The following is a 25,080-nucleotide window of genomic DNA, read 5'->3' as shown; positions in this document are numbered from 1 at the left end:
CGGAGTTTTGTAATTTGAGATGAGAAAGTAGGAAGTTTTCATTTCCTAAGTGGGTGTGATTCACTTGGCGGATGCCTCGACGTCCCGCTGCCGCGCTGGCCACCAGCGGTGAGGTGTTGCACCTCATCCGCTCGGGCGAGGCCGCCACCCGAGCGGACATAGGGCGTGTCACCGGCCTGTCCAGACCCGCCGTGTCCCTGCGCGTCACCGAGCTGCTGGAGCGGCGCCTCGTCGTGGAGGACAGTGAGGGCCCCTCCACCGGAGGCCGCCCGCCCACCCGCCTGGTCTTCAACGCCTCAGGCGGGGTCGTCCTGGTCGGATCTCTCGGCGCGAGCCGCGCACAGGTCGCCGTCTGCGACCTCGCGGGCAAGGTGCTGGCCGACACCGCCCTCTCGGTGGACGTGGAGGAGGGGCCGGACGTCGTCCTGCCGCTGGTCATGCGGAGCTGGAGCGAGCTGCTCGGCGACCGCCCCGTCTCCCTGGTCCGCGGCGTCGGCCTGGGGGTCCCCGCCACGGTGGAGTTCGCGGCCGGTCGCACCGAGAGCGCCCGGATCATGGCCAGCTGGACCGGTGTGGCCATCCCGCCGATCATCGCCGAGAGCTTCCCCGCCCCCGTCTTCCTCGACAACGACGTGAACGTCATCGCGATCGGTGAGCACCGCGAGGTCTACGCGGGCGAGGCCGACGACCTGCTGTTCATCAAGGTCTCCACCAGGATCGGCTCCGGAGTGATCGCCGGGGGCGAGATCCTGCGGGGCGCGCTGGGCGCCGCGGGGGAGATCGGGCACATCCCGGTCCGCGACGGCGGGGGCGTCCTGTGCCGCTGCGGCAACATCGACTGCGTCGACTCCGTCGCCAGCGGCACCGCGATCCTGCGTCAGCTCCGGGCCAGGGGGCACGAGGTCACGAGTCTCGCCGACGTGGTGAGCCTGGTCAGGGCAGGGGACGCGGAGACCATGACCGTGGTCCGCGACGCCGCCCGGATGCTCGGCGAGGTCGTCGCCAGCGCGGTCAACCTGCTCAACCCCTCGGTGGTCGTTCTCGGCGGAGACGTCGCGGAGACCTTCCAGCCGATGGTCTCGGGGGTCCGCGAGGTCATCTACCGCCGCTCGACGGCGCTGGCCACCCGCAACCTGCGGATAGAGCGCAGCCGGCTCGGCCCGAGCGCCGGGATCATCGGCTGCGCCCACATGGTCCTGGACCACATCCTGTCGCCCGAGGCCGTCGACTCCGCCGGCTGGCAACCGCCGCGCTCGGTCCGCTCCGTCCGCTCCCTCGTCTGAGCCCTCTCGTCTGGAGCCCGTCTCGTTGCCTGCTACGCCTCCTGCGGGGTCTCCCTGCGATCCGCCGTGCCGGTGGACCTGGCGTTGAGCACCACCAGCGCCAGCAGGACGAGCAACCCGGCGAAGGTCGCGGCCAGGCCCACGAACTCGGCGAACCAGCCGACCAGGACGGGGCCCAGCAGCAGTCCCGAGTAGGTCAGCGTGGTGAACCTGGCCAGTGCCGCGGCCGCCCCGAGGCCCTCCGCGCCGCCGTGCCCCACCGCGCTGAAGATGAGGGGGAGCAGGACCGAGAGACCGATCCCCACCACCGCGAAACCCACGATCGCGACGACGATCCCCGGGCTGAGCACGACCATCAGCAGGCCGCAGAGGGCGATGCCGCCGCTCACCCTGACCAGGGCGGGCGCGCCGTACCGCTCGTGGAGGCGGTCACCGACGAGGCGGCCCGCGGTCTGGCACAGGTTGAAGAACGTGTATCCCAGCGAGGCGACGGCGAGGGTGGCGCCGCGATCCTCCAGCAGGAAGACACCGCTCCAGTTACCGACCGCGCCCTCCAGGATCAGGATGACGGCGCCCATCGCGCCGAACATCAGCACCCGCGGGGTCCACCCGTCCCGCCACTTCACCCGGACCTTCTTCTCGCCCTCCCGGCTCGCGTGCCGGTCGGCCGAGGCCGGCAGCATCCACAGCCCGGTGACCAGCGAGAACAGCGCCACGGCCACGCCCAGCCACAGGAAGTGCGACATGGGGGTGAGGCCGGCCTGGATGGCGAGGCCGCCCAGCACGGAGGCGATCATCGCGCCGATGCTCCAGGCGGCGTGGCAGCGGTTCATGACGGACCGTTTGTGAGCGCGCTCGACCGCGATGGCGTGGGCGTTCATGGAGACGTCGAGAAGCCCGTCGATCAGACCGAAGATCACCAGTGCGACGGCGAGCTGGATCGGATCGGAGGCCAGCGCGAGGCCGACCAGGGAGAGCGGCAGCGCCACCCCGGTCACCCGGGCGATCGGCGCGCTGCCGTACCGGGCCACCAGGCCACCGGCGAGCTGCATGGCGACCAGGGCCGAGACGGAGGGGACGACGAGCAGGAGACCGAGCTGCCCGGCGGAGAGGTCGTGCTCCACCTTCAGCGAGGGGACCCTGATCAGGAAGCTGGCGTAGGAGATCCCCACGATCAGGAACGCCGACATCGCGGCGAGGCGGGTCAGGCCCGCGGCCCGCGACATCACCGCTTCGGGAGGCGTCCCCGGCGGCTCACCGGCGGGAGAGTCAACCCCGGGCGGCTCGTTGGGAGGCCGTCCTCCGGAGGCGGGTTCGGTCATGTTCTCAGGCGCCGTCATCGCCGGCCCACTCCTTCATCCACCTGGGGTCCACTTCGTCCTCCTCGCGGATGAACCGCACGTCGGCCGAGACACGCATGACGTCGGTCACGGTGTCGAGGGAGGCGTGCACCACGTACGGGTTGTGCACGGTCAGGTCGCCCGCCTCGTAGTCGCTCCACAGCCATCGCCGGTCGACGACGCGGGCCGTCGTCTGGAGGTCGTGGCTGATCGGCCGGGAGTCGTGGGCCCGATCGGTTCGAAGCCGCGCCGGGTCGAACCGCTCCGCGGACTCCCGGTGCGAGCCCTCCAGGTAGACCAGGCCCCCGGTCTCCATCGGGCAGTCGCCGACCGGTATCCACATCGTCAGGACGCGGTCGCTGCCCTGGGACATGTACGCGTGATCGGTGTGGGCGCGGGAGGCCCGCAGCGAGCCCGCGTAGAAGTGGCGCAGGATGCCCCGGGGCAGCAGCCGGACGGGGCCATCGAGCAGGGTCGAGGCGAGCTCCGTCAGGGCCGGTTGCCGGGCGAAGGAGGCGAACCGCTCGGTACGCACGAAGTCGTAGGCGGGGTGGTCCCTCACCCCGTGGGAGGGCAGCCCCTCCGGCGGACGGCCGGAGAAGACGCCCTCCTCGGGGGTGGTCCCCGGCTTGAGCAGACCTTCGGGAAACGCCGACAGGTACGCCGCCCGCAGGGAGAGGACCGCCTCGCGGTCGAGGAACCCCCGCAGCAGCAACAGGCCGTCGTCGTGGAACCGCCGCCTGAGCGCCTCGGGATCGCCGAGCAGCGCGCTGCTGTCGGCGAGCGGGGCGAACAACTCGTCGGTGAACGGGATGGGCACGCCGTTGGAGGAGACGGCCCGCCTGTCTCCTGGCATCAGTAGACCCCCTCGGTGATCTGGTCGGCGTCCTCCGCCTCGTAGGGCCCCACTCGCGCCACCCCCGGCCACGGAAACCAGGGATGCGGCGGGGCGGAGACGGCGCTGTCCCGCTCCAGCAGGTTGGGCAGGAAGAGATCCTCCAGGAGGGTCACCGCCCTGATCCGGCCCCGTTCACCGGTGGCGGCCTCCCGCCAGACGTCGTCGGGCCGGACGACGTGCATGACCGCGAAGGGCGGCGGCAGATGGTAGCTGTGCGGCTCTTCGGGGGAGGGGGCGTCCCCCTGGAGGGCGTGCCCGACGAGGGTGTTGCCGTAGGTGTCGATCCACTGGACCCCGTCCAGATACTCCTCGCGCAGATAGCGCGCCTCCTCGGGGGAGCAGGAGGTGCCGCCGGTGCACACCGCGCGGACGCCGTACTCGGCGAGGGGCTTGTCCAGTGCGGGGGCGAGCGACAGGAGCAGTTTGGCGGTCGTGAAGAGCAGGCTGACCCGCTCGTCCCGCAGGAGGTCCGCCGTCTGCGCGACGAGGTGCTCGACGTAGGCGTCGGCGCCGTCGCCGTCGTTGGAGGCGCGAAGCAGGTGTTTCACCCAGCGCGGGTCGAAGTCCACGGAGAAGACCGCCGCCCCCCAGCTGTCGCCGAGCAGCTTGACGAAATGCCCGTAGGCGTGCGGGCCGCTGGGCGTCATGGCCAGGATGTCGCCGCCGAGCAGGCCGCGGGCCTCCAGCATGACGCGGTACATCTTCACGTCGTAGACGGCGCGGGTCACATCGACGACCCGGTACGGCGGCCCGGACGTCCCGCCGGTCTCCACGACGCGGAACGGCCGCCCCGCGAAGCCCCTGGGCACGAGGTCGCGCGCGCTCACCCCCCGCAGGTCGGTCTTGTCGAACAGGCCGAACAGGCGCAGGGAGGCGTAGTCGGTGACGTCGCGGATCGGGTCGAAGGGCAGGCGGCTCCTGCGCGCCAGCCAGAACGGTGAGCCGGTCTCCTCGCTGAAGTGCCAGCTCATCATGCGCGCCGTCCACTCGTCGAGGGACTCGCGCATGGCGGGGATCTGTTCTCGCATGGCGTCCAGCAGGGAGCCGACCGGGAGGTGATGACTGCTCGGGTTCAGGACGACACTCCTTGGGGAACGGCCGCGAAGCAGGCCGGGTGTACGAAGCGGGACCCGGCGGCGACGTCACGCGCTCCCGCCTCGTCCGCGGAGACGACGACGGCGAAGGGGAAGGGCAGCTCGCAGCCGACGAGTGGATGGCCGACGTCGTCGACGTGGACGAGGGTGGGCGCGAGGAACGTCGTCCCGCCCGACCTGACCAGGAGCGGCCGCCGGGTGAGGACGCGCCCGCCGGGGGCGAGCCGGTCGGAGACGAACGCGGCCATGCGCGCGGCGTCGGCCTCGGGCCACGACGCCTGCGGCAGGCGCGGGTCGGGCGGGTCGAGGGAGATGCCGTCGAGCACCGCCGCGACCGCGCGGCCGCGCTCGACGGCGGGTTCCCCGGCCGTCCGCAGGCAGACCACCGTGGACACGCAGGTGCAGAACCGGCCCGCGTCCCGCGCGATCCGGAAGGCGAGCTCGGTGGGATCCACCGGCTCCCGCGCGCCCACGATCACGCAGGCCCGCCCGGGGCCGCGCAGATCGAGGGACGGCGTGTCCATCGCCGGTTCCGCGGCCAGGCCGTCGCCGCCGTAGACGACCTGCCTGTCGGTCGCCCGGATCAGCGCGGGCAGGACCCGGGGCGCGCTCGGGTAGTAGCCCAGCGTCTCCGGCGGCCAGCCCACGCTCAGCAGGGCACCGATCAGGCGGGCCGACGACAGCGGCTCGCGCCTGCTGGGGCGGACCCAGACCGCCGCGCCCGACAGCGCCGCCTCGAGCACTCCCTCCAGGCAGGTGAAGGTGTTGGCGGGCAGGGAGACCAGGGTGAGCCCGCCGGTCTCGCGCACGTCCGCCGCGAGCTCCTCCAGCCGCTCGCCGAGCATCGCCGACCAGCGGCGCACGAGAACGGAGGGGAGCCCCGCCGTGGCGCGCATCGCCTCGTCGAACCCCCCGGCGTCCTGGACGCCGAGGGACTCGACGGGTACGCGGCCGTGCCCGAACAGCGCGACGGCCTCGCGGAGCATCTCCATGCGCCGGGCGAAGGGGGGAACGGTCGTCGCGGCACGACGCGCCCGCAGGCGCGCGGCGTCGTCGCGGACGAGGATCTCCGGGGCGAGGGAGAGCGACGGCCCTCCGGGGACGGGCACGGTGTCCATCGACCGGTACCACCGTCCCGCGCGCAGCAACGGCAGGACCGCCTCGCCGGTCACGACAGCGCGTCCCGCAGCGCGTGGACGACCCGCTCCTGCTGGGCTCGCGTCATGCCGGGAAAGAGCGGCAGACAGATGTGCCGGGAGGTGAACGCCTCGGCGTTCGGGAAGGACCGGTTCGCGAAGCGCCGGGCGAAGTAGGGCTGGCGATGGAGCGGGACGTCGTACACCTCGCCCGCGAGCCGTACCCCTTCGGCGCGGAGGTGCCGCTTGAGCGCCGCGCGGTCGACGCCCTCGGGCAGCAGGGCGAGATACTTGTAGTGGTTCGTCGCGCACCCCGCGGGTACGGCGGGGCGCTTCAGTGAGGGCACGCCGGCCAGGCCGTCGTCGTACCGGGCGGCCAGCTCGGTACGCTCGGCCAGCACCTCGGCCAGCCGGGCCAGATGGGTGAGGCCCACCGCCGCGTGCAGTTCGCTCATCCGCCAGTTGCTGCCGAGATCGTCGTGGAGGTTCTCCTCGAAGGAGCGCTTGCCGTGGTCGCGCAGGTGCATGACGCGCCTCAGGTCGTTCTCGTCCGCGCTGAGCAGGCCGCCCTCGCCACTAGTGATGATCTTGGTGGGGTACAGGGAGAAGGCGGCCAATCGGCCGAAGGTGCCCGCCCGGCGTCCGTGCAGCGAGGAGCCGAGGGCGTGGGCGGCGTCCTCGACGACGGCGATCCCCTGCCTGTCGCACTCGGCCAGCACCTCGGCCAGCGAGTCGGGGACGACCCCGGCGATGTGCACGGGCACGACCGCGGCCACGTCCTCGTGGGCGGCGAGGGCGGCGCGCAGCCCTTCGGGGTCCATGCCGAGACCGTCAGGCTCCATGTCGACGAAGTCGACCCGGGCGCCGGCGCGGACGGCACTCGCCGCGGTCGCGAAGAAGGTGTTGGCCGGGACCAGGACGGTGCGCCCCTCGACCCCGACGATTCGTAGCGCGATCTCCAGGGCGGAGGAGCCCGAGCTCACCGCCGCCGTGCCACGCCCGATCTCCCCGGTCGCGAGCGCCTCCAGCCGGGTGCCGCGCGTTCCGAGCGTGAGGGACCCGGAGGCGAGGGCGTCGTCGACGAGGTCCAGGATGTCCAGGCGGGCCCGGACATCGAACCCGATCTTGGCCGCGGGCACGTCCGGCGCGGCGGTGGCGGGCTCGGCCAGGGACCGGGTGAAGAAGTCCGCCGCCTCGGGCAGGCCGGTGCCGTGGCCCATGGGCAGCGGCAGGATCTCGGCCGAGGAATGGGCGCTCACGATCCGTTCGCCGGCGGTCTTGGCGTCGCCGGGATCGAGGCGTCCGTCGGCCGTGCCGTACTGGACCTGCAGCGGAGCGGGGGCGAGCGCCGCGTACAGGTCGGGGAGGTCGGCGTGACGCAGGATCGACGGCAGGGCGACGTACTGGTTCCAGGCCAGCGACCGGCCGATCATCGTCTCGTACGTGCCCAGATGGCTGGCGGCGCACAGCGGGAGCGGCTCCTCGCGCAGCAGCGCGGCGTGCAGCGCCACGGCCGCGCCCATGCTGTGCCCGAACAGGCCGACCCGCCCGGGCGCCACGTCCGGATGCGCGCCGAGCCAGTCGAGCGCGGCTCCCGCGTCCTCCGCCATCGCCCCGAGGAGGCTCCCGCCGCGCAGCCGCAGCGTGCCGTCCAGCACGTCGCCGGGATCGCGCCCGCCCAGCGTGGCGGGCTCCGCCCACCGGTCGAGACCGTGGTCGAGGGTGAGGGTGAGGAAACCGGCCCGGGTCAGGTGCGCGGCGACGTCGCGCCCGGGATGGTCGGGAGGCAGGAGCCCGGTGACCCGTTCCAGGGTCGCGTTGCGCCCCGGGCAGACCAGCACGGCCGGCCACGGCCCCGGGCCCGGCGGGGCCAGCATGACCGCGCGCAGCTCCCGGCGGCCCTCGTGCTCGAAGAGGTAGTGGTCCACCCGCGGCTCCCCGCCCTCCTGCCTGCGGGTGGAGCGCACCCGAAGGGGCACCTGCCGGACGGCGGCCAGCCGGGCCACCGCCCTGCGCACCTGGGCGTTGCGGACGGCGGCGAGGGCGGGGTCGGACGTGGGGGAGCCGGGGGCGGAATCGACCGGAGAGTGGCCGAGATGGTGGAACCGGTCGATCGACGTCAACGCGAACCCCGGATCTCAGACGAAGTCGGCGTGGAGCGTGTGCGGAACCTCGACGCGGTAGGTGTTCAGTGCGTCGTCCAGCTTGATCCGCCCCTTGCGCAGCCATTCGAGCAGCTCGTTCTGCGGCCGGTAGAAACAGGATTTGCACAGGTCGGTCCTGAGCGGGTTGCTCGACTCCCACTCGGCTCTGGGACCGCCCTCCAGGACGTTCAGGTAGCCGTCCTGGAGCACGTTGCCGATGCGGTAGCGGCTGTTCAGGTGGACCTGGGGGCAGGGGTAGAGATGGCCGTCCGCTCCGACGGCCGTGACGAAGCGGCTGTAGTGGCAGTGGTCGAAGTCGCCCTCGACGGACTCCACCTGGTCCATCGGTCCCCGGTCGAGCTTGGGCACGGAGACCTCGAACTCCTCCGACGACAGCGCGGAGACCTCGTCGAGCGAGGCGGAGACCTCCGCCATGACCTGCTCGATCGTCTCGTGGCCCATCGAACTGTAGAACTCCGGCTCGAACCGTACGTAGTGGGCTCCGGAGTCGCGCGCTATCAGGGCGGCCTGCGTGATCTCCCGGTAGTTCTGCATGGTGATCACGAAGTTGAACCCGATGCGGAACTCGGGGTCGACGGCGTTGTCGCGCAACCTGCGGACGGAGCCGAGGAAGGACTTGAACGTCTGCTCGCGGTCCCGGGTGATCTCGTTGAAGGTGGCCTCGGTGCCGGCGTTGAGGCCGATGCGCACCCAGGTGTGGGTGTTCACCACGCAGTCGGCGATGTCGTCCCTGTGCAGGCGGGAGCCATTGGTGATGAGACCGATGCGCAGCCCGGCCGCGTGCCCGGAATCACAGATCTCCGTATAGCCCTTGTGAATGGTGCATTCACCGCTGCCGCAGAATGTGACGGCCCGGCCGCCGGACTCGGCGAACTCCCGCATGAGCCTGACGCTCTTGTCGGTGGGAATCGCGTCCTTGAAGGAGAACAGATCGTAGAAATTCTCCTCGTTCGGCGAGTGGAAGTTGCAGAAATTGCAGCGCATATTACAGGCACCCATGATGCCGATGCGCATATGGACGGGCCGGAAGCTCTCCCCGTTGACGAACTTCCTCAGCAGATCCTCGTGGGCCATGACCTTGTCGGGAGCGTGTGCCTGGTCGAGTTCGACCTCCGCCAGGCCCTCTCCATTGGTGGGTCTCGCCGCCCGGTAACTCTCGTTCGACATTTCATCCCCAATCGACCAGGAAGGATTTGATCAACCCGGTCCTTGTGCCAAATTCGGCGCGCTGGCAACGTCGTTCGGATACGTGTTGAAGTAGGTCGATTTAGGGTCGGGATCGTGACATTCGGACTATGGGAGCGCTCCCAAATGGGGATCCTAAATGACGCTTCAAAATGGGTCAAGACCTCTTGTAGGGCATTTTCGGACACGGTACGGTACGTCGGGGTCCGACATTCGCGCGGCCGGAGGGAGTTCGTGCAGGTGGAGGGAAACGGCATGACAGAAACCCCAATAGCGTCACCCCAAATGCCAGGTTCCTTCCCGGACACCCGGACACTCGGGTCCAGGCTGGCCGCCTATGCCTTCCTCGCCAACGACCCGTCGGTTCCCATGGTCGCCGCCGACTGGTGGGAGATCAGCGGCCCGCACTACAAGGCGGTGGCCGCCGCTCTCGCCCACTTCGTGGCCGGAGAGCCCGCGGCGGAGGACCTGCGCCGCTTCGCCGCCCGCCCCGGGGACGGCGAGCTGGAGACCGCGCTGGTGAACGCGCTCCTTCCCCTGCTGGACCGCTCACCCGCCGACCGTGCGCGCCTCGGGGAGCTGGTCGTCGCGGCCGACGCGCGCGTGCTGGTTGACTACCACAACGGCGTGTCGGCCGACCGCTCCGCCGCCGAGGTGTCGGTGGCCGACGCCTCCGCCTGGTCACGGCCGAGAACGCTGGGGACACCGGGGGCGTCGGGGGTGCGGACGGTGGTCGTCATCCCCTTCAGGGACCGCGTCGGGGGCGCCCGTACCCGCAACCTGCTGGCCTGCCTGGCCGCCCTGCGCGACCAGGACGGTCACGACGCCCGGGTGAGCGTCACCGTGGTCGAGTCCGACTCGGCGCCCACCTGGCGTGACACCGTCGAACCACTGGTGGACCACTACGTGTTCGCGCGACACGACGGGCACTTCAACAAGTCCTGGGCGGTCAACGTCGGGGTTCGCGACACCCCCGGCGAGCCCGAGCTGATCTGCGTGCTGGACACCGACATCCTGGCCGACCGCCGGTTCCTGAGCCGGAACCTGGACCGCATGGCGAGCGAGCCCGAACTCTCGGCTTTCCTGCCCTACCGTCGCATGTTCTGCCTCGATCCCGAGTCCTCCGCCGCCGCCGTCCGCCGGCGCTGCGAGCACGGCGAGGCCGGCGTGCCGCTCGACGCCGTACGCGCGCTGGTGCTGAAGGAACCGCCGGGCGCCTGCCTCTGGGCGAGAAGGACGACCTTCGACGCGATCGGCGGGTTCGACGAGCGATACCAGGGCTGGGGCGGCGAGGACGACGACGTCGTGGCGCGGCTGAGCCTGGCGGGAGGGTTCACCCGGTTCGACGACCCGTTGCTGCACCTGGCCCACCCGCGTCCGGAGATGACCCTGGACGGGGTGCCGTTCAACGCCCACATCGCCCCGCTGAGCTGGAGCGTCGCCGGCGGATACGGCGACCTGCGAGGTCCCAGGGCATGACCTTGGCCGTTCGCGCCTACGCGGCGCGCACCTCGGTGCCGCAGGGCGGATCGCTGCGCTTTCGTCTCCTGCCCGACGATCCGACGACCGAGGACCCGATGCCCGGCGGTGTCGCCGCCGACGAGACGGCGGCAGGCGGCGGGCACGGCGCGGCCGGCTGCCGTGCCCGGGTTCGTGACGCCGTGACCGGCGAGGTCAGGGCCGAGCTGGACGCCTCCGGGCCCTGGTGGACCCTGCGGGTCCCCGAGAGCTGGCCCAGCTCCCTCTACGCCGTGCGGTTCACCCTCGGCGAGGAGGACGACGGGACCTGGGAAGGCGAGGCCCGGGCCGGCGGGAGCGACGAGAGCGGGGACGACGAGACCTACTTCGTCGTCCTGGCCCGCGAACCGGGACCCACCGGGGCGGTCCTGGTGTCGGTGCCCTTCCTCACCTGGCAGGCGTACAACAGGGCCGGAGTCCCGGGAGAGGGCCTGTATCCCACGGAGAGCCCTGAGCGAGCCGGCCGGGTCACCTTCGACCGGCCGGGCGGCGGACCCGCGGGCAACTGGGAGGACAACTTCTACCGGTGGCTGAGCCGTAACGGCGTCCGGGCCGACTACTGCTCCAACCTGGACCTGCACGAGGATCCGGACACGCTGCTGCGCGGCCGCCGCCTGCTCGTGATCCCCGGGCACGACGAGTACTGGACCCGGGAGATGCGCGACGCCGCGGAGTCCTTCGTGGCCTCCGGAGGCAACATCGCCTTCTTCGCCGGCAACACGTGCTGGTGGCAGATCCGGCTGGAGGACGAAGGCCGCACCATGGTGTGCCACCGCGACGCCCTGCTCGACCCGATGGCCGCGACCGATCCGAGCCTGGTCACCGTGGAGTGGTCGGGTTCGCCCGTGGGCCGGCCGGAGAACAGCCTGACCGGCGTGAGCTTCCGGCGCGGCGCGGGCTGCTGGGAGGACATGGACGCGATGAAGTCCGAGTCGTACACGGTGCGCTTCGCCGAGCACTGGGTGTTCGAGGGCACGGGACTGCGCGACGGCGACACCTTCGGCAGGGGCGCGGTCGGGTACGAGACCGACGCCGCCGAGTACGTCGAGGTCGACGGCGTCCCGCTCGCGACCGGCGCCGACGGCACTCCCGCCGACTTCGCCATCCTGGCCACCGCCGACCTGCGCCACTGGCGGCACCTGGGCCAGGGCGGCCACGCCACCATGGGCATCATGCGCCGTGGGGCGGGCACCGTCTTCAACGCGGCCACGATCGGCTGGGGCGACGCCCTCGACGACCCGGTGCTCGACCGCGTCACCCGCAACGTGCTCGCCAGGCTCGCCGGTGATCCCGGCTGGTGGGAGCCGATGGGGCACGGGGCCGCCGCGCTCGCGCTCGCCGCCTGCGAGCACCGTCTCTTCGCCGTCCGCACCGACGGTGACCTCTGGGTGAGGCCGTACCGCACCCAGAACCTGAGATGGCGGCGGATCGAGCCCGCGCCCGGTCTGGTGGCGCTGACCGCGCCGAGAGAGGCGACGCCGGGCTCACCCGTCCTGTTGTACGGCCTGCACTCCGAAGGGCGCGTCGTCGTCCGCGAGCCGGTGACCGAGCGGGCTTCGTGGCAGGACCTGTACGACGCCCCGCCGGAGGCGGTCGGGATCGCCCCCGTCGACCAGACCATGTTCGCCGCCGGTGCCGGAGGCGAGCTGTGGCAGCGCCCGCTCGCCGCGGGTCGGTCGCGGCCGTGGACCCGTGCGGGCGAAGGGCCGAGGCTCGCCGCGCTCGCCCACGTGGGGGGACGGCTGATCGGGCTGACTCCCGACGGGGAACTGCGGGTCAGGACACGGGATGACGAGTGGGTGTTTTTGGGCACCACACCCGGGCTGGCCACGCTGACCGGCACGACCGGCAGGCTCGTCGGCGCCACGCCGGGCGGCGACCTGTTCTGGCGCGAACTCGTCGGTGGCGCGTTCACGGGACCTCCACCTCCCGTGGCGGGCGATACGGGTCCGGGACGTCCACGGCCTCTGGCGGGCGATGCGGCCCTGGGACGTCCACGGCCCTTGGCGGGCGAAGCGATCACGGGACATCCGCAAACCGGAAACAACGAGGAGTGACGTGCGCCGGATCGAACTCGTCGGCCGACATCGCATCCGCCTGGACGGCGACGCGCCGGTCCCGCCCATCGGGCCGGGCGACGTGCTCGTCCGGGTGGGAGCCTGCACCGTCTGCAACCGCAGCGACCTGGCCTACTATCACTACTTCGGCCTGCGTGATCACTGCGCGACCGGTTGCTTCGGCCACGAGGTCGCCGGCACCGTCGAGGCCGTGGGGGAGCGGGTGACCCGCGTCGAGCCGGGGCGGCGGGTGTTCGTCCGCACCCCGCTCACCCCGGGTTTCGCCGAGTACGCGGCGGCGAGGGAGGTGAGCGTGGGCGTCCTTCCCGACGACGTGCCCTTCGAGCAGGGGGCGATCCTGCAACTGCTGCCCCTGGCCGTGCACGCGACCCGAGGGGTGCGGCTGGGCGATCGGGTGGCCATCGTGGGGCAGGGGCCGGTCGGGCTGATGGCCCTGCGGGTCGCACGGTTGCGCGGCGCGGCCGAGATCGCCGTCGCCGACCTGGACCCCTGGCGTCTGGAGCGCTCGGTGCTCCTCGGCGCGGACCGGACCTCGCTGGTGAAGTCACCGCAGGCCGTACCGGAGGAGCTGGGAGGGGAGTTCGACGTCGCCATCGAGGCGGTCGGCACCCCGCACACCGCCAACGCCTGCGTCGACCTGGTCCGGCAGAACGGTCTCGTCGTCTTCCTCGGCACCCACCACATCGACACCCACGTCACCTTCGACATGGTCAAGTGGGAGAAGAAGGGATTGCGGGTGCACAGCTCCGCCGAGCCGACCGACACCGCGAGGGCCGAGGCGATGCGAGTGGCCGAGCGGCTGGCCGCCACGTTCACCAAGGATCTGCGTCTCGACGCGATCCTCAGCGCCGTCTACCCACTGGAACGGCTTCAGGACGCCCTCGACCGCCTCTCCGAGAGTCCCACCCTTCATCCGGCGGGAAGCGCGGCGCCGTTCCAGACCCCGCCCCCGCAAACCCTGAAGATCGCCATATGTCCCGGCCAGGACTGAGATGGGGGATCGCCGGATACGGCGACATCGTCCGCAGGAAGGCACTTCCCGCCCTGCTCTCCCTGGAGGAGACCGTCACCTGCGTGTGGGGCAGGGACGCCACGCGGGCCCAGGCGATCTGTGAGGAGTTCGGAACCTCTCCCGGCGCCTTCGGCACGTCCGACTACACCGAACTGCTCGACGCGGCGGAGGTCGTCTACGTCGCCACACCGGTCGCGGCCCATCTGCCGCTCGCGATCGCGGCGGCGCGTGCGGGACTGCCGGTCCTGGTGGAGAAACCGCTCGGCGGGGCGGCGCCCGAGCCGGCCGCGGCCCACGTGGGAATCGACCGCCGGCACGGAACGGCGTCCGAGCCGGCCCCGGCTCGCGCGAGGGACACCCGCCGGCGCGGATCGCCATATGTCCCGGCCTGGACCCACCCGGGGATCGCCCACCACCGTGAGATGGTGTCCGAACTGGCCGGCGCCCACGCGGGCGTCGCCTACTACCGCCGGCTCGCGCCCGCGCTCGGGTGGGTGCGCGAGATCCTGCGCGGGCGTGCCGTACACCGCGCGATCGTGGAGTTCTCCAGCCCTTTCGACCCGGGCCCCGACGATCCCAGGCTCTGGCGCACCGACCCCGCGCTCTCCGGCGGGGGAGTACTCGCCGATGTGGGCAGTCACCGTCTGGACCTGCTCTGCTGGCTGCTGGGAGAGCCGGTCGTGACCGCCGCGTGGACCGGGCGGCCCTTCGACCTGGGCGCCGAGCGCCTCGCCCGGATGGAACTGGCCTGGCCGTCGGGGACCACGGCCGGCCTGGAGGCGGCGTGGAGGCCCGGTGCCCGCCACGACCGGCTGCGCCTGTTCTTCGACGGCGGTCACCTGGAACTCGACCCCCTCGACTCGGGGACCGTGCGCGGCATCGTCGACGGGGTCGCCGTCGACGAGTTTCTTCCCCCGCCGCAGAACCCGCATCTCCCCCTCATGGCCGACTTCGCCCGTAGCGTCAGGAACGGGACCGATCCGGTCTGCACCGTCCGCGACGCCGACACCGTCGACCGTCTCATCGCGACCGTCTACGCGATCGCAACCCCTCTGGAGGAACACCCGTGAGCGAAACCGTCTCCCTGCCCGCCTTCCCCACGCCGCTGCGCTGGCTGAACCGGCCCGAGGACTGGAGCGCGGACGGTGACGCGCTCTCCATCGTCGCGGGGGCGGGCACCGACCTCTTCTCCGACCCCGGAGAGCCGAACCGCTACGCCAACGCCCCCGCCCTCGTCGGCCGCCTGGACGGCGACTTCACCCTCAGTGCGCGGGTCAGGCTCGACCTGCTTTCCACCTACGACGCGGCCGTCCTGCTGCTGTACGCCGACGACGACCGGTGGGCCAAGTTCTGCCTCGAACTCTCCCCGCAGGGCAAGCCCACGATCGTCTCGGTGGTCACCCGCGGAGTGTCCGACGACTGCAACTCCGTGACCATGGACGGCCGGGACATCCGGCTGCGGATCTCCCGCATCGGCTCCGCCTTCGCCTTCCACGTCGCCGACGAGTCCGGTTTCTGGAACCTCATCAGATACTTCGCGCTCGACGGTGACCCGGAGGTCGGCTTCCTCGCGCAGAGCCCCACCGGCGACGGCTGCACCGTACGCTTCGAGGACATCGAGTACTCGCCCAAGCGCCTGGCCGACCTGCGCGGCGGTGAGTGACCCGCCTTTCCCGGATGAGGGTTCAAGGGTTGCCCTGATGCGGGCAACCCTTGGAAAATCGCTGTGACCTGCCCCGATGGCTAGCCGTCGGGGCTGAAGCAGGACGCGGGGTTCGCCGGACGAACGCTACTTCTCGTAGTGATATCGACAGGCGGCGATCATGATGGTGTCGTCGTTGACACGGTAGACGAGCCGGTGTTCCGAGGTGACGCGCCGTGACCAGTAGCCGGACCATTCGTACTTCAGCGGCTCTGGTTTGCCGATGCCCTCGTTCTCGTTCCGGGCTATGTCGGCGATCAACTGGTTGATCCTTTTGAGGATGCGTCGATCTTCTCGCTGCCAGTAGCAGTAGTCCTGCCAGGCGAGTTCGTCGAAAAGAATCTTCACGAGGTGGCGTCCTCATCCGCCAGCTCGCGGATGGTGCCGCCTCCGGCCTCCAACCGGGCGACCGCTTCCGACAGCCTTCTGCGGTTGACGGGAGAGGCCATCAGATAGAGCGTCTCGCGCATCGACTCGTATTCGCGCTGCGACACCATGACGACGCCTTCTCCGCCGGGGCGGGTGATGAGGACTTCTTCCTGGTCGTCGATGACGGCGTCGAGGGTGGCGGCGTAGTTGGCCCGCGATTCGGACATGGTCATCACCTTCATGTCGTCAGTGTACATGATGATGTACATCAAGGGGGATCAGCTCCCCGGTACGATCCCCGAAGCTCGACGGACGTCCCAAGGAACTCGTGATGCCGAAGCTGAACCGCCCTCCGCTCTCCATCGTCGGTGAGCACGACACCCCGATGCCGGTGCGCGACGGCACGATCCTGCGCGGCGACGTCTACCGCCCCGCCTCCGGCGGGCCCTTCCCCGCCCTGCTCGTCCGCACACCGTACGGCTCGGGCTCGTTCTCGACGGCACCGACGATCCCCGCGCTGGAAGCCGGCTTCGCGGTGGTGCTCCAGCACTGCCGGGGACGCGGAAGCAGCGACGGGGAGTTCCGGCCGTGGCTGGACGAGGGCGACGACGGCTACGACACCGTCGGGTGGATCACCTCCCAGCCGTGGTCGAACGGCGAGGTCGTGGCCTTCGGGATGTCCTACCTCGCCGGATGCGCGCTCCAGGCCGCCGCGACCCGCCCGCCGGGGCTCAGGGCGGTGGTCGCCTCGATGACCCCGCACGACTTCTACGACGGGCTGAAGTATCACGGCGGGGCCTTCGCGCTCGGCTCGGCGCTGAACTGGGGACTGCTGCAGGAGATGCTCGGTCTGACGCATGCGATGGAGGCCGGCCAGGACGTGGGGGCGGGCTTCGGCACGCTCCTGCCCGTACTGGGCGACCAGGCCGCCGCCGCGCGAACGCTGCCGCTGCGCGACGTCCCCGCCGGGCCGTGGTGGAGTGACTGGATCTCGCACCCGACCCGTGACGCCTACTGGGAAGGGCCGGCCGAGACCCTGCGGCACGACCGGATCGAGGTGCCCGTGATGCACGTCGCGGGCTGGTTCGACCTGTTCCTCGCCGGGACCCTGGAGAACCATCGGCGGCTGGGCGGCCCGCTGGTCATCGGCCCCTGGTCGCACGGTTCGGAGGCGACGGGCACCGGCCGCCTGGACTTCGGGTTCTCCGCCTCGGCGCAGGCGATCATGCTGCCGCAGCGGCAGCTGGGCTTCCTCCGCGGCGAGGACGCCGGCCCGCCCGTGAAGATCTTCGTCATGGGCGACAACGTCTGGCGGGACGAGGAGGAGTGGCCGCTGTCTCGCGCGGTCGACACCCGCTATTACCTGCACACCGGCGGCCTGCTGTCCGCCGAGGCCCCCTCGGACCCCGCGCCGTCCACCTTCACCTTCGACCCCCGCGATCCCGTGCCCACGACCGGTGGCCCGCTCCTGCTCCCCGACGTGACGAACATCGGCCCTCAGGACCAGCGCGACGTCGAGCTTCGCCCCGACGTGCTCTGTTTCACGACCGAGGCGCTCGCCGCCGATGTCGAGGTGACCGGCCACCTCCGTGTCACCCTGCATGCCGAGACCTCGGCGGTCTCCACCGACTGGACGGCCAAGCTCGTCGACGTCCACCCCGACGGCCGTGCCATGAGCGTGACCGACGGCATCGTCCGGACCTCCGTCGCCTCCGGGGTGCACGAGATCGACCTCGTCGCGACCAGCCAGGTCTTCAAGACCGGCCACCGCATCCGCGTCGAGATCTCCAGCTCCAACTTCCCCCGCTTCGACCGCAACCCCGGCACCGGCCGGACCTCCGCCGACTCCACCGAGGCCGACCTGGTCGTCCAGCACCAGACCGTCTTCCCCGGCTCCTCCATCACCCTCCCGATCGTCCCCCGGTAACGGACCCGCACCGATACCTGTCGTACCTGCCGCCATCGGATCCGAGCGGGCCCGGAGGAAACCCGGTCACCGTCGACGCCCGCCGGTGACGATGTCTCCGGACTCCTTCGAGGGCGAGAACCCAAGCGCGGTGAGCGACCCACCCCTCCCGAAATGAAAGTTTCAGGGTCGTCCCGAGGTGGGCGGCCCTCGGAAAATCGCGGTGACCTGCCCCGATGACGAGTCGTCGGGGCCTTTCGCCCATCAGGGCTTCTCATCCTCGTCCACCGTGTGCTTCACTCCAAACGCATGTGGGAAAGCGCTTACCAATAGAAGATGGGCGACCTTCTCCATGCTGTCCGGCGGGCGTGCCCGCCGGCGAAGGGAGCTTGACGAGGACGGTGACGATCAGGGCGTCCGGGCCGCCGCAGGTGTGGCCGTCGAGAAGATCGCCCCTGACGCGCTTCGACCCCGCCAAGCGCTCACACCCCCCCGACCGAACTGGAGATGACGATGCGCAAGGACCGAAGACTCGCGGTCATGCTGGCCGCCGCCCTCGTGACGGGCAGCGGGCTGGTGACCGTGCTCTCCACCCCGGCCTCGGCGGCCCCCTCCAACGGCAACTACACGCTCGCTAACGCGGGCAGCGGCCTGTGCGCCGCCGTACCGGGGCAGAGCACCGGCGACGGCGTGCAACTGGCCCAGAACGCCTGCACCAACGCCGCCGGACAGGTCTTCACGCTCACCTCCTCGGGCGGCGGATACCAGATCAAGGCGACGCACAGCGGCAAGTGCCTCGGCGTGCGGGACGCCTCCACCAGCGCCGGCAAGGCGGTCCAGCAGGAGTCCTGCACCGGGGCCGCGTCGCAGACCTGGCAGCTTACCGCCTCCGGGTCCAACTACCGGGTGGTCAACGCCAACGGCGGCAAGTGCCTCAACGTCCAGGACAACTCCACCTCCTCCGGCGCCCTGCTGCAGCAGAACTCCTGCGACTCGGTGGCCACCAAACAGTGGACGTTCCGGACCGCCGGCGGCACGCCGCCGCCGAACCCCACCCCGACTCCGACCCCGACCTCGCCGCCCCCGGGAAACGGTGACGGCAGCGGCTCGTGGCCCTCGGACACCGGCAGCGTGCACCAGACCACCACCCGCAACGCCGGCACGTTCTTCGACGGCGGCATGAAGCGCTACTACGGCATCGGCGACGGAGGCCAGAGCGAGAGCCAGGACCCGATGTTCGTCGTCGCCAACGGCGGCACGATCCAGAACGTCATCCTCGACGCCCCGGCCGGTGACGGCATCCACTGCGAGGGCTCCTGCACCATCCGCAACGTGTGGTGGAACGACGTCGGCGAGGACGCCGCGACGTTCAAGTCCTCCAGCTCCTCGGCCACCTACCTGGTGGACGGCGGCGGCGCCAAGTCCGGCGCCGACAAGGTCTTCCAGCACAACGGCGCCGGCACGCTCACGATCAGGAACTTCCAGGTGCACAGCTCCGGCAAGCTGTACCGGGCCTGCGGCAACTGCTCCTCCTCCTACACGCGCCACGTGGTGATGGACGGCATCACCGCCCGCTCCACGAAGGTGCTGGCCGGGATCAACTCCAACTGGGGCGACACCGCGCGCTTCAGCCGGATCACCGTCTACGGCAACACCACCATCTGCGAGCGCTACAAGGGCGTGCCGAAGGGCAGCGAGCCCAGCAAGATCGGCGAGGGACCCGACGGCACGAACTGCCTGTACTCGGAGTCCAACATCACCCGCCGCTAGAACCCCCGGGTAGGCGGGTCCTCACACACCCGCCTACCCGGGCTTTCGGAAGACGACCGCCTCCGGCGCCCAGGACAGGAATCGACCCTGACCTGGGCGTACGGTGTCACGACCGTCCACCGTCCCGAGTCGTTGTCACCCGGTCTTGGCGGTCCTGCGCATCTTCTCCAAGGTGTACGGGCCGGCGGGGCTCCCCGGGAGGGCTTCCTCCGGCGTGAAATCCAGTCGAGCCCGTACACCCCATCGGTAGGGTTAGAACGTCGGTGGACGCGGTCTATGTGCATGGAGAAGCGATGCGGCCAGCGGTGGGTGACCCGCTGAGGATCTGTCCGGCCTGCGACTGCTGGGAATACGGTGGCGCCCCGGACTGCGCACGTTGCGCCGCACTCGTGGACGACATCGTCGAGGAAGGCTGGCAGGAGTTCCTGCGCACGGAAATCGGCCCCGTCTCTCCCGCCGAGGCGATGGCCGTCGGAGAAATGGTCGTCGATGAGCCGGACCGGCACGACTGGCGGGTGGTCGATGCCGCGCTCGACAAAATGGTGTGCCCGAAGTGTCATGGGGTCCTGAGCCGCGGGCCGGTCGGCTGCGACCCCTGTGACCTCGCCCATGGTTTCCGTTACGCGGCGATCGAGACCGACCGGCCGGGGGTGCCCCGGTTGAACGAGCACGCGGTCCGCGTGAACGTCTCGGTCCTGCGCCGCCCCCACGCCGTCTCCGGTCCCGAACTGCTGGCCCGTCGCCTGTTCCTGCCGATGCTGCTCGTGGGCGTCCTGCCGACGACGCACGAAGCCCAGAACTTCAGCGCGCGGGTCAAGCAAGGCGCCGGTTACCGGGAGATGATGCCGGAGGTGCTCGCCATCATGGAGTCGGCCAGGTAACCGGTAGCCCCGGCGGGATCGTTGGACGAGGAGAAAGTGGACCTACCCTGCAGCGGGCCGTGGCCGCTTCCCGGCTGAATGAGGCGGTCTGAGGAGGCGGGCGGCGAGACACGGGGAAGACACGGGAAGACACAGGCGCGTGGCCGGAAGCCGGAGAGGCTCCGGCTTCCGGCCACGTCTTCCGGGCGTCAGCACACGATGAAGATGCTCTTCCAGCCGACGGGTGTCCTCTGCTCCGCGTTGCGGTTGGGCGCCAGCTCGAAGTGCATCACTCCCTGGGTGTCGGGCTGGTTGTACATCCGGCCGCTCTGGCCGTCGCCGTACCACTTGTAGGACCCGTGGAAGGGGATGTTGGACGGGCCGCACCGGTCGATGACCACCGACCGGCCGGTGAAGCCCGGCCCTTCGTAGGCCACGTACTGCGAGGCGTAGGCGGCGCTGCCCATGACCACGACCAGGGCGGCGGAGATGACGGGGACGAGGGCGATTCGCTTCACGACGATCCTCTCGACGATCTCGATTCTCTGCAATGAGTAACGAGACTATCACTCAGAGTGAAGGAGGTGGTCGGTGCATGGTCCGGATCACCTGCCGGAGGTATCGCCGAGGCCATGAGGTGGGCCGCGCGGCGTGTCGCGATTCCCGGCGGCTCGTCGCGGGGGCACCTGATCCCTCCTCGCGCTGAGGCCGTTCGCCGTAAAACCGGCGGCTCGTGCCAAGGGGCGGGTGTTAACCTGACCGCATGAACACGTCCGGACGCCAGGTGATGATGCCCCGCTCACGGGGCCGCTGACGCTGCACGGACGTTCGTTTCCGAGGCCCTGTCACGGGGCCTCGGCGCGTTTCACCGGCCGGAGCCCCCGTTCTTTCGGAGGTTCCGATGACCACACCGCACACCTACGTCACCACCACCATCCCCTACGTCAACGCCCGCCCCCACCTGGGGTTCGCGCTGGAGCTCGTGCAGGCCGACGTGCTCGCCCGGTTCCGCAGGGCACAGGGCGACCGGGTACGGTTCCAGACCGGCACCGACGACAACTCGTTGAAGAACGTGCTGGCCGCCGAGGCGGCCGGTGTTCCCGTCCAGGAGTTCGTCGACCGTAACGCCGAGGCGTTCGTCGCGCTGCGCGAGCCGCTGGCACTCACGGTCGACGACGTCGTCCGTACCAGCCGCGACCCCCGCCACCGGAGTGGCGTGGAGAGGCTCTGGCGGGCCTGCGCCGATGCCGGTGACCTCTACCGTAAGCACTACGAGGGTCTTTACTGCGTCGGCTGCGAGCAGTTCTACACCCCCGCCGAGCTCACCGGCGGACGATGCCCGGAACACGGTGTCGAGCCCCAGCGGGTGGCCGAGGAGAACTGGTTCTTCCGCCTCTCGCGCTACGCGGACCGGCTCCACGACCTCGTCGCCGACGGACGCCTGAGGATCGAGCCCGCGGAGCGTCGCAACGAGGTCCTCGGCTTCATCGCCGGTGGCCTGGAGGACCTCTCGGTCTCCCGGTCGACCGCCCGTGCCCGGGGGTGGGGAATCCCGGTTCCCGGTGACCCCGGCCAGGTCGTCTACGTGTGGTGGGACGCGCTCGGCAACTACATCACGGCCCTGGACTACGGCACCGGCGGTGAGAACCACGGCCGCTGGTGGGTCGGCGCCGACCGCCGGATCCACCTGGTCGGCAAGGGAGTGTTGCGCTTCCACGCCGTCTACTGGCCGGCGATGCTGCTGTCGGCCGGGCAGCCGCCGCCCACGGACGTGGTGGTACACGACTACCTCACCGCCGGTGGCCGCAAGATCAGTAAATCCGGTGGGGGCACGGCCGATCCGATCGCCCTGGCAGGAGAGTACGGCACCGACGCCGTCCGCTGGTGGTTGTTGCGCGAGGTGCCGCGCGTCGGGGACGCCGACTTCACGGTCGACCGGCTCGTCGCCCGCGCCAACGACGAGCTCGCCAACGGGCTGGGCAACCTCGTCAACCGGGTCGTCGCCATGGTCCACCGCTACCGCGACGGGCACGTTCCCCTCACCGGCACAGGGCCAGGGACAGGCGGTGGGATCGGCGCGCCGGGAGGGGAGGCCCTGGAGGCGGCCTGCCGCCAGGCGCCCGGTCTCGTCCGCTCGGCCCTGGACGACTTCGCGTTCCGCCGGGCCACCGCGCCGGTCTGGGCCATCGTCGACGAGGCCAACCGTTACGTCGACCTCATCCGGCCCTGGGAGCTGGCCCGGGCCGAACGCGACGGCGCCCTCGGCGCCGCGGCTCGGCTCGACGCCGTCCTCGCCGCGCTCGTCCGGGCGTGCGAGACGTTGGCCGATCAGCTGGCGCCGTTCCTGCCAGGTACGGCCGCCCGGATCGCCGCGCAGTGCACAGCCGGGGAGGAGGGCCTTCCCGAGCCGCGCCCGCTCTTCCGGCGGCTCACCGCCCCGGAGCCGAACCCTCTGCCCTGACGCGTACCGCGCACGAGGGCCGGGTTCCGTGCTCCGGCGCGCGGTGCGAAAGGGTCGTGCTCCGATCCGCGCCGGCTGCGACGCGGACGGGGCCGTGTCCCGGCCCTCACCGCGACGCAGCGGCCATCGGAAATGCTCCCGTCCGGGGGCGCTGGTCACCCAGAACTGGCGCTCCCCGCAGGCTTGCGTGGCTCCTCTGCCCAGACGTTCCTCCCATTGCTCCACAACTCGGAGGCGTGGTAGCCGAACCGGTCGAACAGGCCGTCGTCCTGGTAGCGGCGCAGATGCATCATCGGCGAGTCGTGGCCGACGAGCTTGGCCAGGTGCGGCGTCACGAGCATCTCCGAATCGAAGCGGAAGACGCTCATCGCGATGTGCTCGTCTCCGAACCTCGCCTCGATACCGGGCACGTCCCGAACCTGCTCGATCTCCGAGAGGGTGATCCGGATGCGGGTGGAAACCGTCAACGGAACGCTCTCCACCTCCTCCCGGCGGCGGGTGACCTCACTGTCCGGATCACCGATCAGGAACCGGATCTTGCACCCTTGCTCGGCCTTGCGCTTGAGGACCTTGGCGAGGTTGGGGTGTTCCAGCCACAGGAAGTAGTTGGTGTACCCGGCGAAGACGATCTCGTTGCGGGCCGAGGTGATCAGGTTGCGCCAGATCGACTTGGGGCACGCCGACCGATATGGGTAAACGGTCAGAACCTCTCGATCCGGGCCGGTTTTCACGGTGTTACGGATAGCCTCTGGCCACAACACGGACGTATCAACTCCTAATGCCTCGGCGGCGGCCAACTGGTGCCGGAGGTGCGGGACTCGTGCCTCATCCTGTAACCAGCGTTCCACCGTTTTAACGTCCACCTCGCAGCGGTCTGCCAGATTCTGGTTGCTCAGCTTCGCATCGAGCATGGCGCGGCGTAAGGGGACGTTGGCCACGGTGCACCTCGGGAAGTGAGGACGTCAAGGACGTTTTCGACTCTAACTTTGAAACGTCCTGGACGTCTCTGGAACGCGGTGGGTTCGTCACTCAAATGGAACGACGCTTACTCCATGTCAACACCCATGATTCTGGAAGACCTCCAGGCAGAATTTCCCGGATGGTGTATTTGGCGTAGTTCTGCGGGTCGTTTGTGGGCAACCCGGAATGGCCGACACCTCACCGACGAAGAGATAAATCGTGGCATTTACCGGACAATCGACGCCGACGACGTCACCGAACTCGCCCAGCAGCTCCGCGACCAGGAAGGGCTGGAGTCGTGAGCGCCCTCGGCGGCAAAGGGCCGGCTCAACGATGCCCGGCGGCCCTGGCTGCTGAGCGCCTGCGGATCGGCCTCGAACACTGCGGCGTCTCGGCCGACGTCCACGAGGGCCACGGCGTCGCCCTGGTCTCCGTCTGGGCCGATCTCCTGGTCTGGACGGACGGGCGCGCCTACCGCTGGTGGACGGGGAAGACCTCGGTGAAGACGGGGCGCCGCCTGTATCGGGTCTACGGCGTGGACAACCCCATCACCGTCGCCCACTACGTCGCCCAGCGGTACGAAGAGCTCCTCAAAGCGGCCTACCGGTGCGGAGGCGTCGCGGAGCGCACGTCGTGACTCTGCTCGACGAGTGCCTGAGCCCACATGTGGCAATGCCGCAGCGAGACCATATCCGGCTGGACTGGCAACAGCCCTATCCAGCACTTGAGCGGGCGCGCTCGGTGGCCTGGACCTGTTGGTGCCGTGCCACGGTCTACGAACTGTACGAAGGCGCCGGTCGGGCGTTCGTCCGGCGAACCATCCAACTCGACAGCGGCCACCAGGTCCAAGAGACCTTTTCCTGGCCGATCAATGAGGCTCGGGCGATCTGGACGGCGTTGCTGTCCGGAAGAGCTCGGTGAGACGGGCGTGGCGGCGCGGGATCTGGAGGGACCCGTGTCGCCACGCCTCAGCAAACAGAAATACGACCTTCCGCTTTTCAGGCGTACCAATCACGCTGGTGGGGTAGCTGAGACCGTGGTCAGAGGGGGGTGGACGGTAGCCGAAGTGAGTCCGTGTGCGGGGACGTTGCTGTCAGCGCCGCTGTCACCTCAACCATGGTCATCGATGGCAAGTCCCAACAAAGGAGGGTCTTGGCGTCGATCGCCCCAGCAGCCAACGGCGGCTACCGAAGTCAGCGATCGTCACAGCCTCCCCGTAGGACTCGACAAAAACACCTGCATGAGGAGCGCGGTTCTACGCCTCCTGAAACCTCACCCCCACCTGCTCATTTACGATCGAGATCTACATCATCCTGATGATTGTCCTGCGGGTGCATCGCAAT

22 protein-coding genes are annotated in these 25,080 nt (G+C 70.3%); 12 read left to right on the top strand and 10 right to left on the bottom strand.

Annotation, left to right across the window (positions count from 1 at the left end; all coding sequences use genetic code 11):
* Positions 1 to 71 precede the first annotated feature (71 nt).
* Complete coding sequence (locus AB0B90_RS27285) at positions 72 to 1,283, top strand: ROK family transcriptional regulator (protein ID WP_350949261.1); 1,212 nt, start codon at positions 72 to 74, stop codon at positions 1,281 to 1,283.
* Positions 1,284 to 1,315: 32 nt separating this feature from the next.
* Here the strand turns inward: AB0B90_RS27285 and AB0B90_RS27280 are convergent, their stop codons facing one another.
* The 6 genes from AB0B90_RS27280 to AB0B90_RS27255 are packed head-to-tail and all read right to left on the bottom strand — an operon-like array spanning position 1,316 to position 9,083.
* The gene (locus tag AB0B90_RS27280; protein ID WP_362925492.1) at positions 1,316 to 2,623 is read right to left on the bottom strand and encodes an MFS transporter; all 1,308 of its coding nucleotides are present in this window, start codon (positions 2,621 to 2,623) and stop codon (positions 1,316 to 1,318) included.
* Complete coding sequence (locus AB0B90_RS27275) at positions 2,610 to 3,479, bottom strand: phytanoyl-CoA dioxygenase family protein (RefSeq protein ID WP_362925490.1); 870 nt, start codon at positions 3,477 to 3,479, stop codon at positions 2,610 to 2,612. The genes AB0B90_RS27280 and AB0B90_RS27275 overlap by 14 nt, the downstream gene beginning before the upstream one ends.
* A complete protein-coding gene (locus AB0B90_RS27270; protein WP_362925488.1) occupies positions 3,479 to 4,549 on the bottom strand; it encodes a hypothetical protein in 1,071 nt (356 codons plus the stop codon). The genes AB0B90_RS27275 and AB0B90_RS27270 overlap by 1 nt, the downstream gene beginning before the upstream one ends.
* A gap of 44 nt (positions 4,550 to 4,593) precedes the next feature.
* Positions 4,594 to 5,787, bottom strand: a complete 1,194-nt coding sequence (locus AB0B90_RS27265; protein ID WP_362925486.1) for a hypothetical protein — start codon at positions 5,785 to 5,787, stop codon at positions 4,594 to 4,596.
* On the bottom strand, positions 5,784 to 7,874 hold the full coding sequence (locus AB0B90_RS27260; RefSeq protein ID WP_362925484.1) for a DegT/DnrJ/EryC1/StrS family aminotransferase: 2,091 nt from the start codon (positions 7,872 to 7,874) through the stop codon (positions 5,784 to 5,786). Before AB0B90_RS27260 ends, AB0B90_RS27265 begins: the two co-directional genes overlap by 4 nt.
* Positions 7,875 to 7,889: 15 nt before the next feature.
* Complete coding sequence (locus tag AB0B90_RS27255; protein WP_350949255.1) at positions 7,890 to 9,083, bottom strand: radical SAM protein; 1,194 nt, start codon at positions 9,081 to 9,083, stop codon at positions 7,890 to 7,892.
* A gap of 303 nt (positions 9,084 to 9,386) precedes the next feature.
* Between AB0B90_RS27255 and AB0B90_RS27250 the strand changes: the two genes are divergently transcribed.
* From AB0B90_RS27250 to AB0B90_RS27230, 5 genes are read left to right on the top strand one after another with little or no spacing between them, the layout of a single operon-like run.
* Entirely contained in the window at positions 9,387 to 10,580 is a 1,194-nt protein-coding gene (locus AB0B90_RS27250) for a galactosyltransferase-related protein (protein ID WP_350949254.1), read from the top strand.
* Positions 10,577 to 12,676: a N,N-dimethylformamidase beta subunit family domain-containing protein gene (locus tag AB0B90_RS27245; RefSeq protein ID WP_362925482.1), complete on the top strand. Its 2,100-nt coding sequence runs from the start codon at positions 10,577 to 10,579 to the stop codon at positions 12,674 to 12,676. Before AB0B90_RS27250 ends, AB0B90_RS27245 begins: the two co-directional genes overlap by 4 nt.
* 1 nt (position 12,677) lies before the next feature.
* A complete protein-coding gene (locus AB0B90_RS27240; protein ID WP_362925480.1) occupies positions 12,678 to 13,688 on the top strand; it encodes a zinc-binding dehydrogenase in 1,011 nt (336 codons plus the stop codon).
* On the top strand, positions 13,670 to 14,779 hold the full coding sequence (locus tag AB0B90_RS27235) for a Gfo/Idh/MocA family oxidoreductase (RefSeq protein WP_362925478.1): 1,110 nt from the start codon (positions 13,670 to 13,672) through the stop codon (positions 14,777 to 14,779). The genes AB0B90_RS27240 and AB0B90_RS27235 overlap by 19 nt, the downstream gene beginning before the upstream one ends.
* Complete coding sequence (locus tag AB0B90_RS27230) at positions 14,776 to 15,372, top strand: DUF1349 domain-containing protein (RefSeq protein ID WP_350949250.1); 597 nt, start codon at positions 14,776 to 14,778, stop codon at positions 15,370 to 15,372. The genes AB0B90_RS27235 and AB0B90_RS27230 overlap by 4 nt, the downstream gene beginning before the upstream one ends.
* A gap of 126 nt (positions 15,373 to 15,498) precedes the next feature.
* On the opposite strand, the gene AB0B90_RS27225 is transcribed toward AB0B90_RS27230, so the two are convergent.
* Both AB0B90_RS27225 and AB0B90_RS27220 read right to left on the bottom strand, forming a co-directional pair.
* Positions 15,499 to 15,759: a Txe/YoeB family addiction module toxin gene (locus AB0B90_RS27225; RefSeq protein ID WP_350949248.1), complete on the bottom strand. Its 261-nt coding sequence runs from the start codon at positions 15,757 to 15,759 to the stop codon at positions 15,499 to 15,501.
* Positions 15,756 to 16,022 carry a type II toxin-antitoxin system prevent-host-death family antitoxin gene (locus AB0B90_RS27220; RefSeq protein WP_350949247.1) on the bottom strand — a complete coding sequence of 89 codons (267 nt, stop codon included), beginning with the start codon at positions 16,020 to 16,022 and terminating at the stop codon, positions 15,756 to 15,758. Before AB0B90_RS27220 ends, AB0B90_RS27225 begins: the two co-directional genes overlap by 4 nt.
* 89 nt (positions 16,023 to 16,111) lie before the next feature.
* On the opposite strand from AB0B90_RS27220, the gene AB0B90_RS27215 reads away from it, so the two are divergent.
* The 3 genes from AB0B90_RS27215 (at position 16,112) to AB0B90_RS27205 (ending at position 20,337) form a co-directional block, all read left to right on the top strand.
* Positions 16,112 to 17,707 (top strand): CocE/NonD family hydrolase, encoded by a 1,596-nt coding sequence (locus tag AB0B90_RS27215; RefSeq protein WP_362925475.1) that lies wholly within the window; start codon positions 16,112 to 16,114, stop codon positions 17,705 to 17,707.
* 492 nt (positions 17,708 to 18,199) lie between these two features.
* Positions 18,200 to 19,456, top strand: coding sequence for a pectate lyase (locus AB0B90_RS27210; protein ID WP_362925473.1), 1,257 nt, complete (start codon positions 18,200 to 18,202; stop codon positions 19,454 to 19,456).
* A gap of 293 nt (positions 19,457 to 19,749) precedes the next feature.
* Positions 19,750 to 20,337: a hypothetical protein gene (locus AB0B90_RS27205; RefSeq protein ID WP_362925471.1), complete on the top strand. Its 588-nt coding sequence runs from the start codon at positions 19,750 to 19,752 to the stop codon at positions 20,335 to 20,337.
* Between the two features lie 188 nt (positions 20,338 to 20,525).
* On the opposite strand, the gene AB0B90_RS27200 is transcribed toward AB0B90_RS27205, so the two are convergent.
* Complete coding sequence (locus tag AB0B90_RS27200; RefSeq protein ID WP_362925469.1) at positions 20,526 to 20,867, bottom strand: MiAMP1 family antimicrobial peptide; 342 nt, start codon at positions 20,865 to 20,867, stop codon at positions 20,526 to 20,528.
* Between the two features lie 350 nt (positions 20,868 to 21,217).
* Between AB0B90_RS27200 and AB0B90_RS27195 the strand changes: the two genes are divergently transcribed.
* A complete protein-coding gene (locus tag AB0B90_RS27195) occupies positions 21,218 to 22,777 on the top strand; it encodes a methionine--tRNA ligase (RefSeq protein WP_362925467.1) in 1,560 nt (519 codons plus the stop codon).
* A 155-nt stretch (positions 22,778 to 22,932) separates the two neighbouring features.
* On the opposite strand, the gene AB0B90_RS27190 is transcribed toward AB0B90_RS27195, so the two are convergent.
* Complete coding sequence (locus AB0B90_RS27190) at positions 22,933 to 23,715, bottom strand: hypothetical protein (RefSeq protein ID WP_362925465.1); 783 nt, start codon at positions 23,713 to 23,715, stop codon at positions 22,933 to 22,935.
* A gap of 320 nt (positions 23,716 to 24,035) precedes the next feature.
* Between AB0B90_RS27190 and AB0B90_RS27185 the strand changes: the two genes are divergently transcribed.
* On the top strand, positions 24,036 to 24,374 hold the full coding sequence (locus AB0B90_RS27185; protein ID WP_350949240.1) for a hypothetical protein: 339 nt from the start codon (positions 24,036 to 24,038) through the stop codon (positions 24,372 to 24,374).
* On the top strand, positions 24,371 to 24,658 hold the full coding sequence (locus AB0B90_RS27180; protein WP_362925463.1) for a hypothetical protein: 288 nt from the start codon (positions 24,371 to 24,373) through the stop codon (positions 24,656 to 24,658). Before AB0B90_RS27185 ends, AB0B90_RS27180 begins: the two co-directional genes overlap by 4 nt.
* Positions 24,659 to 25,080 lie beyond the last annotated feature (422 nt).

The organism is Streptosporangium sp. NPDC049078 (genome assembly GCF_040648855.1).
Taxonomy (GTDB): Bacteria; Actinomycetota; Actinomycetes; order Streptosporangiales; family Streptosporangiaceae; genus Streptosporangium.
Note: the sequence above shows the minus strand (reverse complement) of the source record. Positions and strands in the feature narration are given on the sequence as shown.

Bases quoted from the DNA above. Each gene is read 5' to 3' on its own strand.
- AB0B90_RS27280 (WP_362925492.1), bottom strand. From the start codon at position 2,623: ATGACGGCGCCTGAGAACATGACCGAACCCGCCTCCGGAGGACGGCCT.
- AB0B90_RS27285 (WP_350949261.1), top strand. From the start codon at position 72: ATGCCTCGACGTCCCGCTGCCGCGCTGGCCACCAGCGGTGAGGTGTTG.
- AB0B90_RS27245 (WP_362925482.1), top strand. From the start codon at position 10,577: ATGACCTTGGCCGTTCGCGCCTACGCGGCGCGCACCTCGGTGCCGCAG.
- AB0B90_RS27235 (WP_362925478.1), top strand. From the start codon at position 13,670: ATGTCCCGGCCAGGACTGAGATGGGGGATCGCCGGATACGGCGACATC.
- AB0B90_RS27195 (WP_362925467.1), top strand. From the start codon at position 21,218: ATGACCACACCGCACACCTACGTCACCACCACCATCCCCTACGTCAAC.
- AB0B90_RS27275 (WP_362925490.1), bottom strand. From the start codon at position 3,479: ATGCCAGGAGACAGGCGGGCCGTCTCCTCCAACGGCGTGCCCATCCCG.
- AB0B90_RS27205 (WP_362925471.1), top strand. From the start codon at position 19,750: ATGCGGCCAGCGGTGGGTGACCCGCTGAGGATCTGTCCGGCCTGCGAC.
- AB0B90_RS27270 (WP_362925488.1), bottom strand. From the start codon at position 4,549: ATGCGAGAACAGATCCCCGCCATGCGCGAGTCCCTCGACGAGTGGACG.
- AB0B90_RS27255 (WP_350949255.1), bottom strand. From the start codon at position 9,083: ATGTCGAACGAGAGTTACCGGGCGGCGAGACCCACCAATGGAGAGGGC.
- AB0B90_RS27250 (WP_350949254.1), top strand. From the start codon at position 9,387: ATGCCAGGTTCCTTCCCGGACACCCGGACACTCGGGTCCAGGCTGGCC.
- AB0B90_RS27215 (WP_362925475.1), top strand. From the start codon at position 16,112: ATGCCGAAGCTGAACCGCCCTCCGCTCTCCATCGTCGGTGAGCACGAC.
- AB0B90_RS27210 (WP_362925473.1), top strand. From the start codon at position 18,200: ATGCGCAAGGACCGAAGACTCGCGGTCATGCTGGCCGCCGCCCTCGTG.
- AB0B90_RS27220 (WP_350949247.1), bottom strand. From the start codon at position 16,022: ATGAAGGTGATGACCATGTCCGAATCGCGGGCCAACTACGCCGCCACC.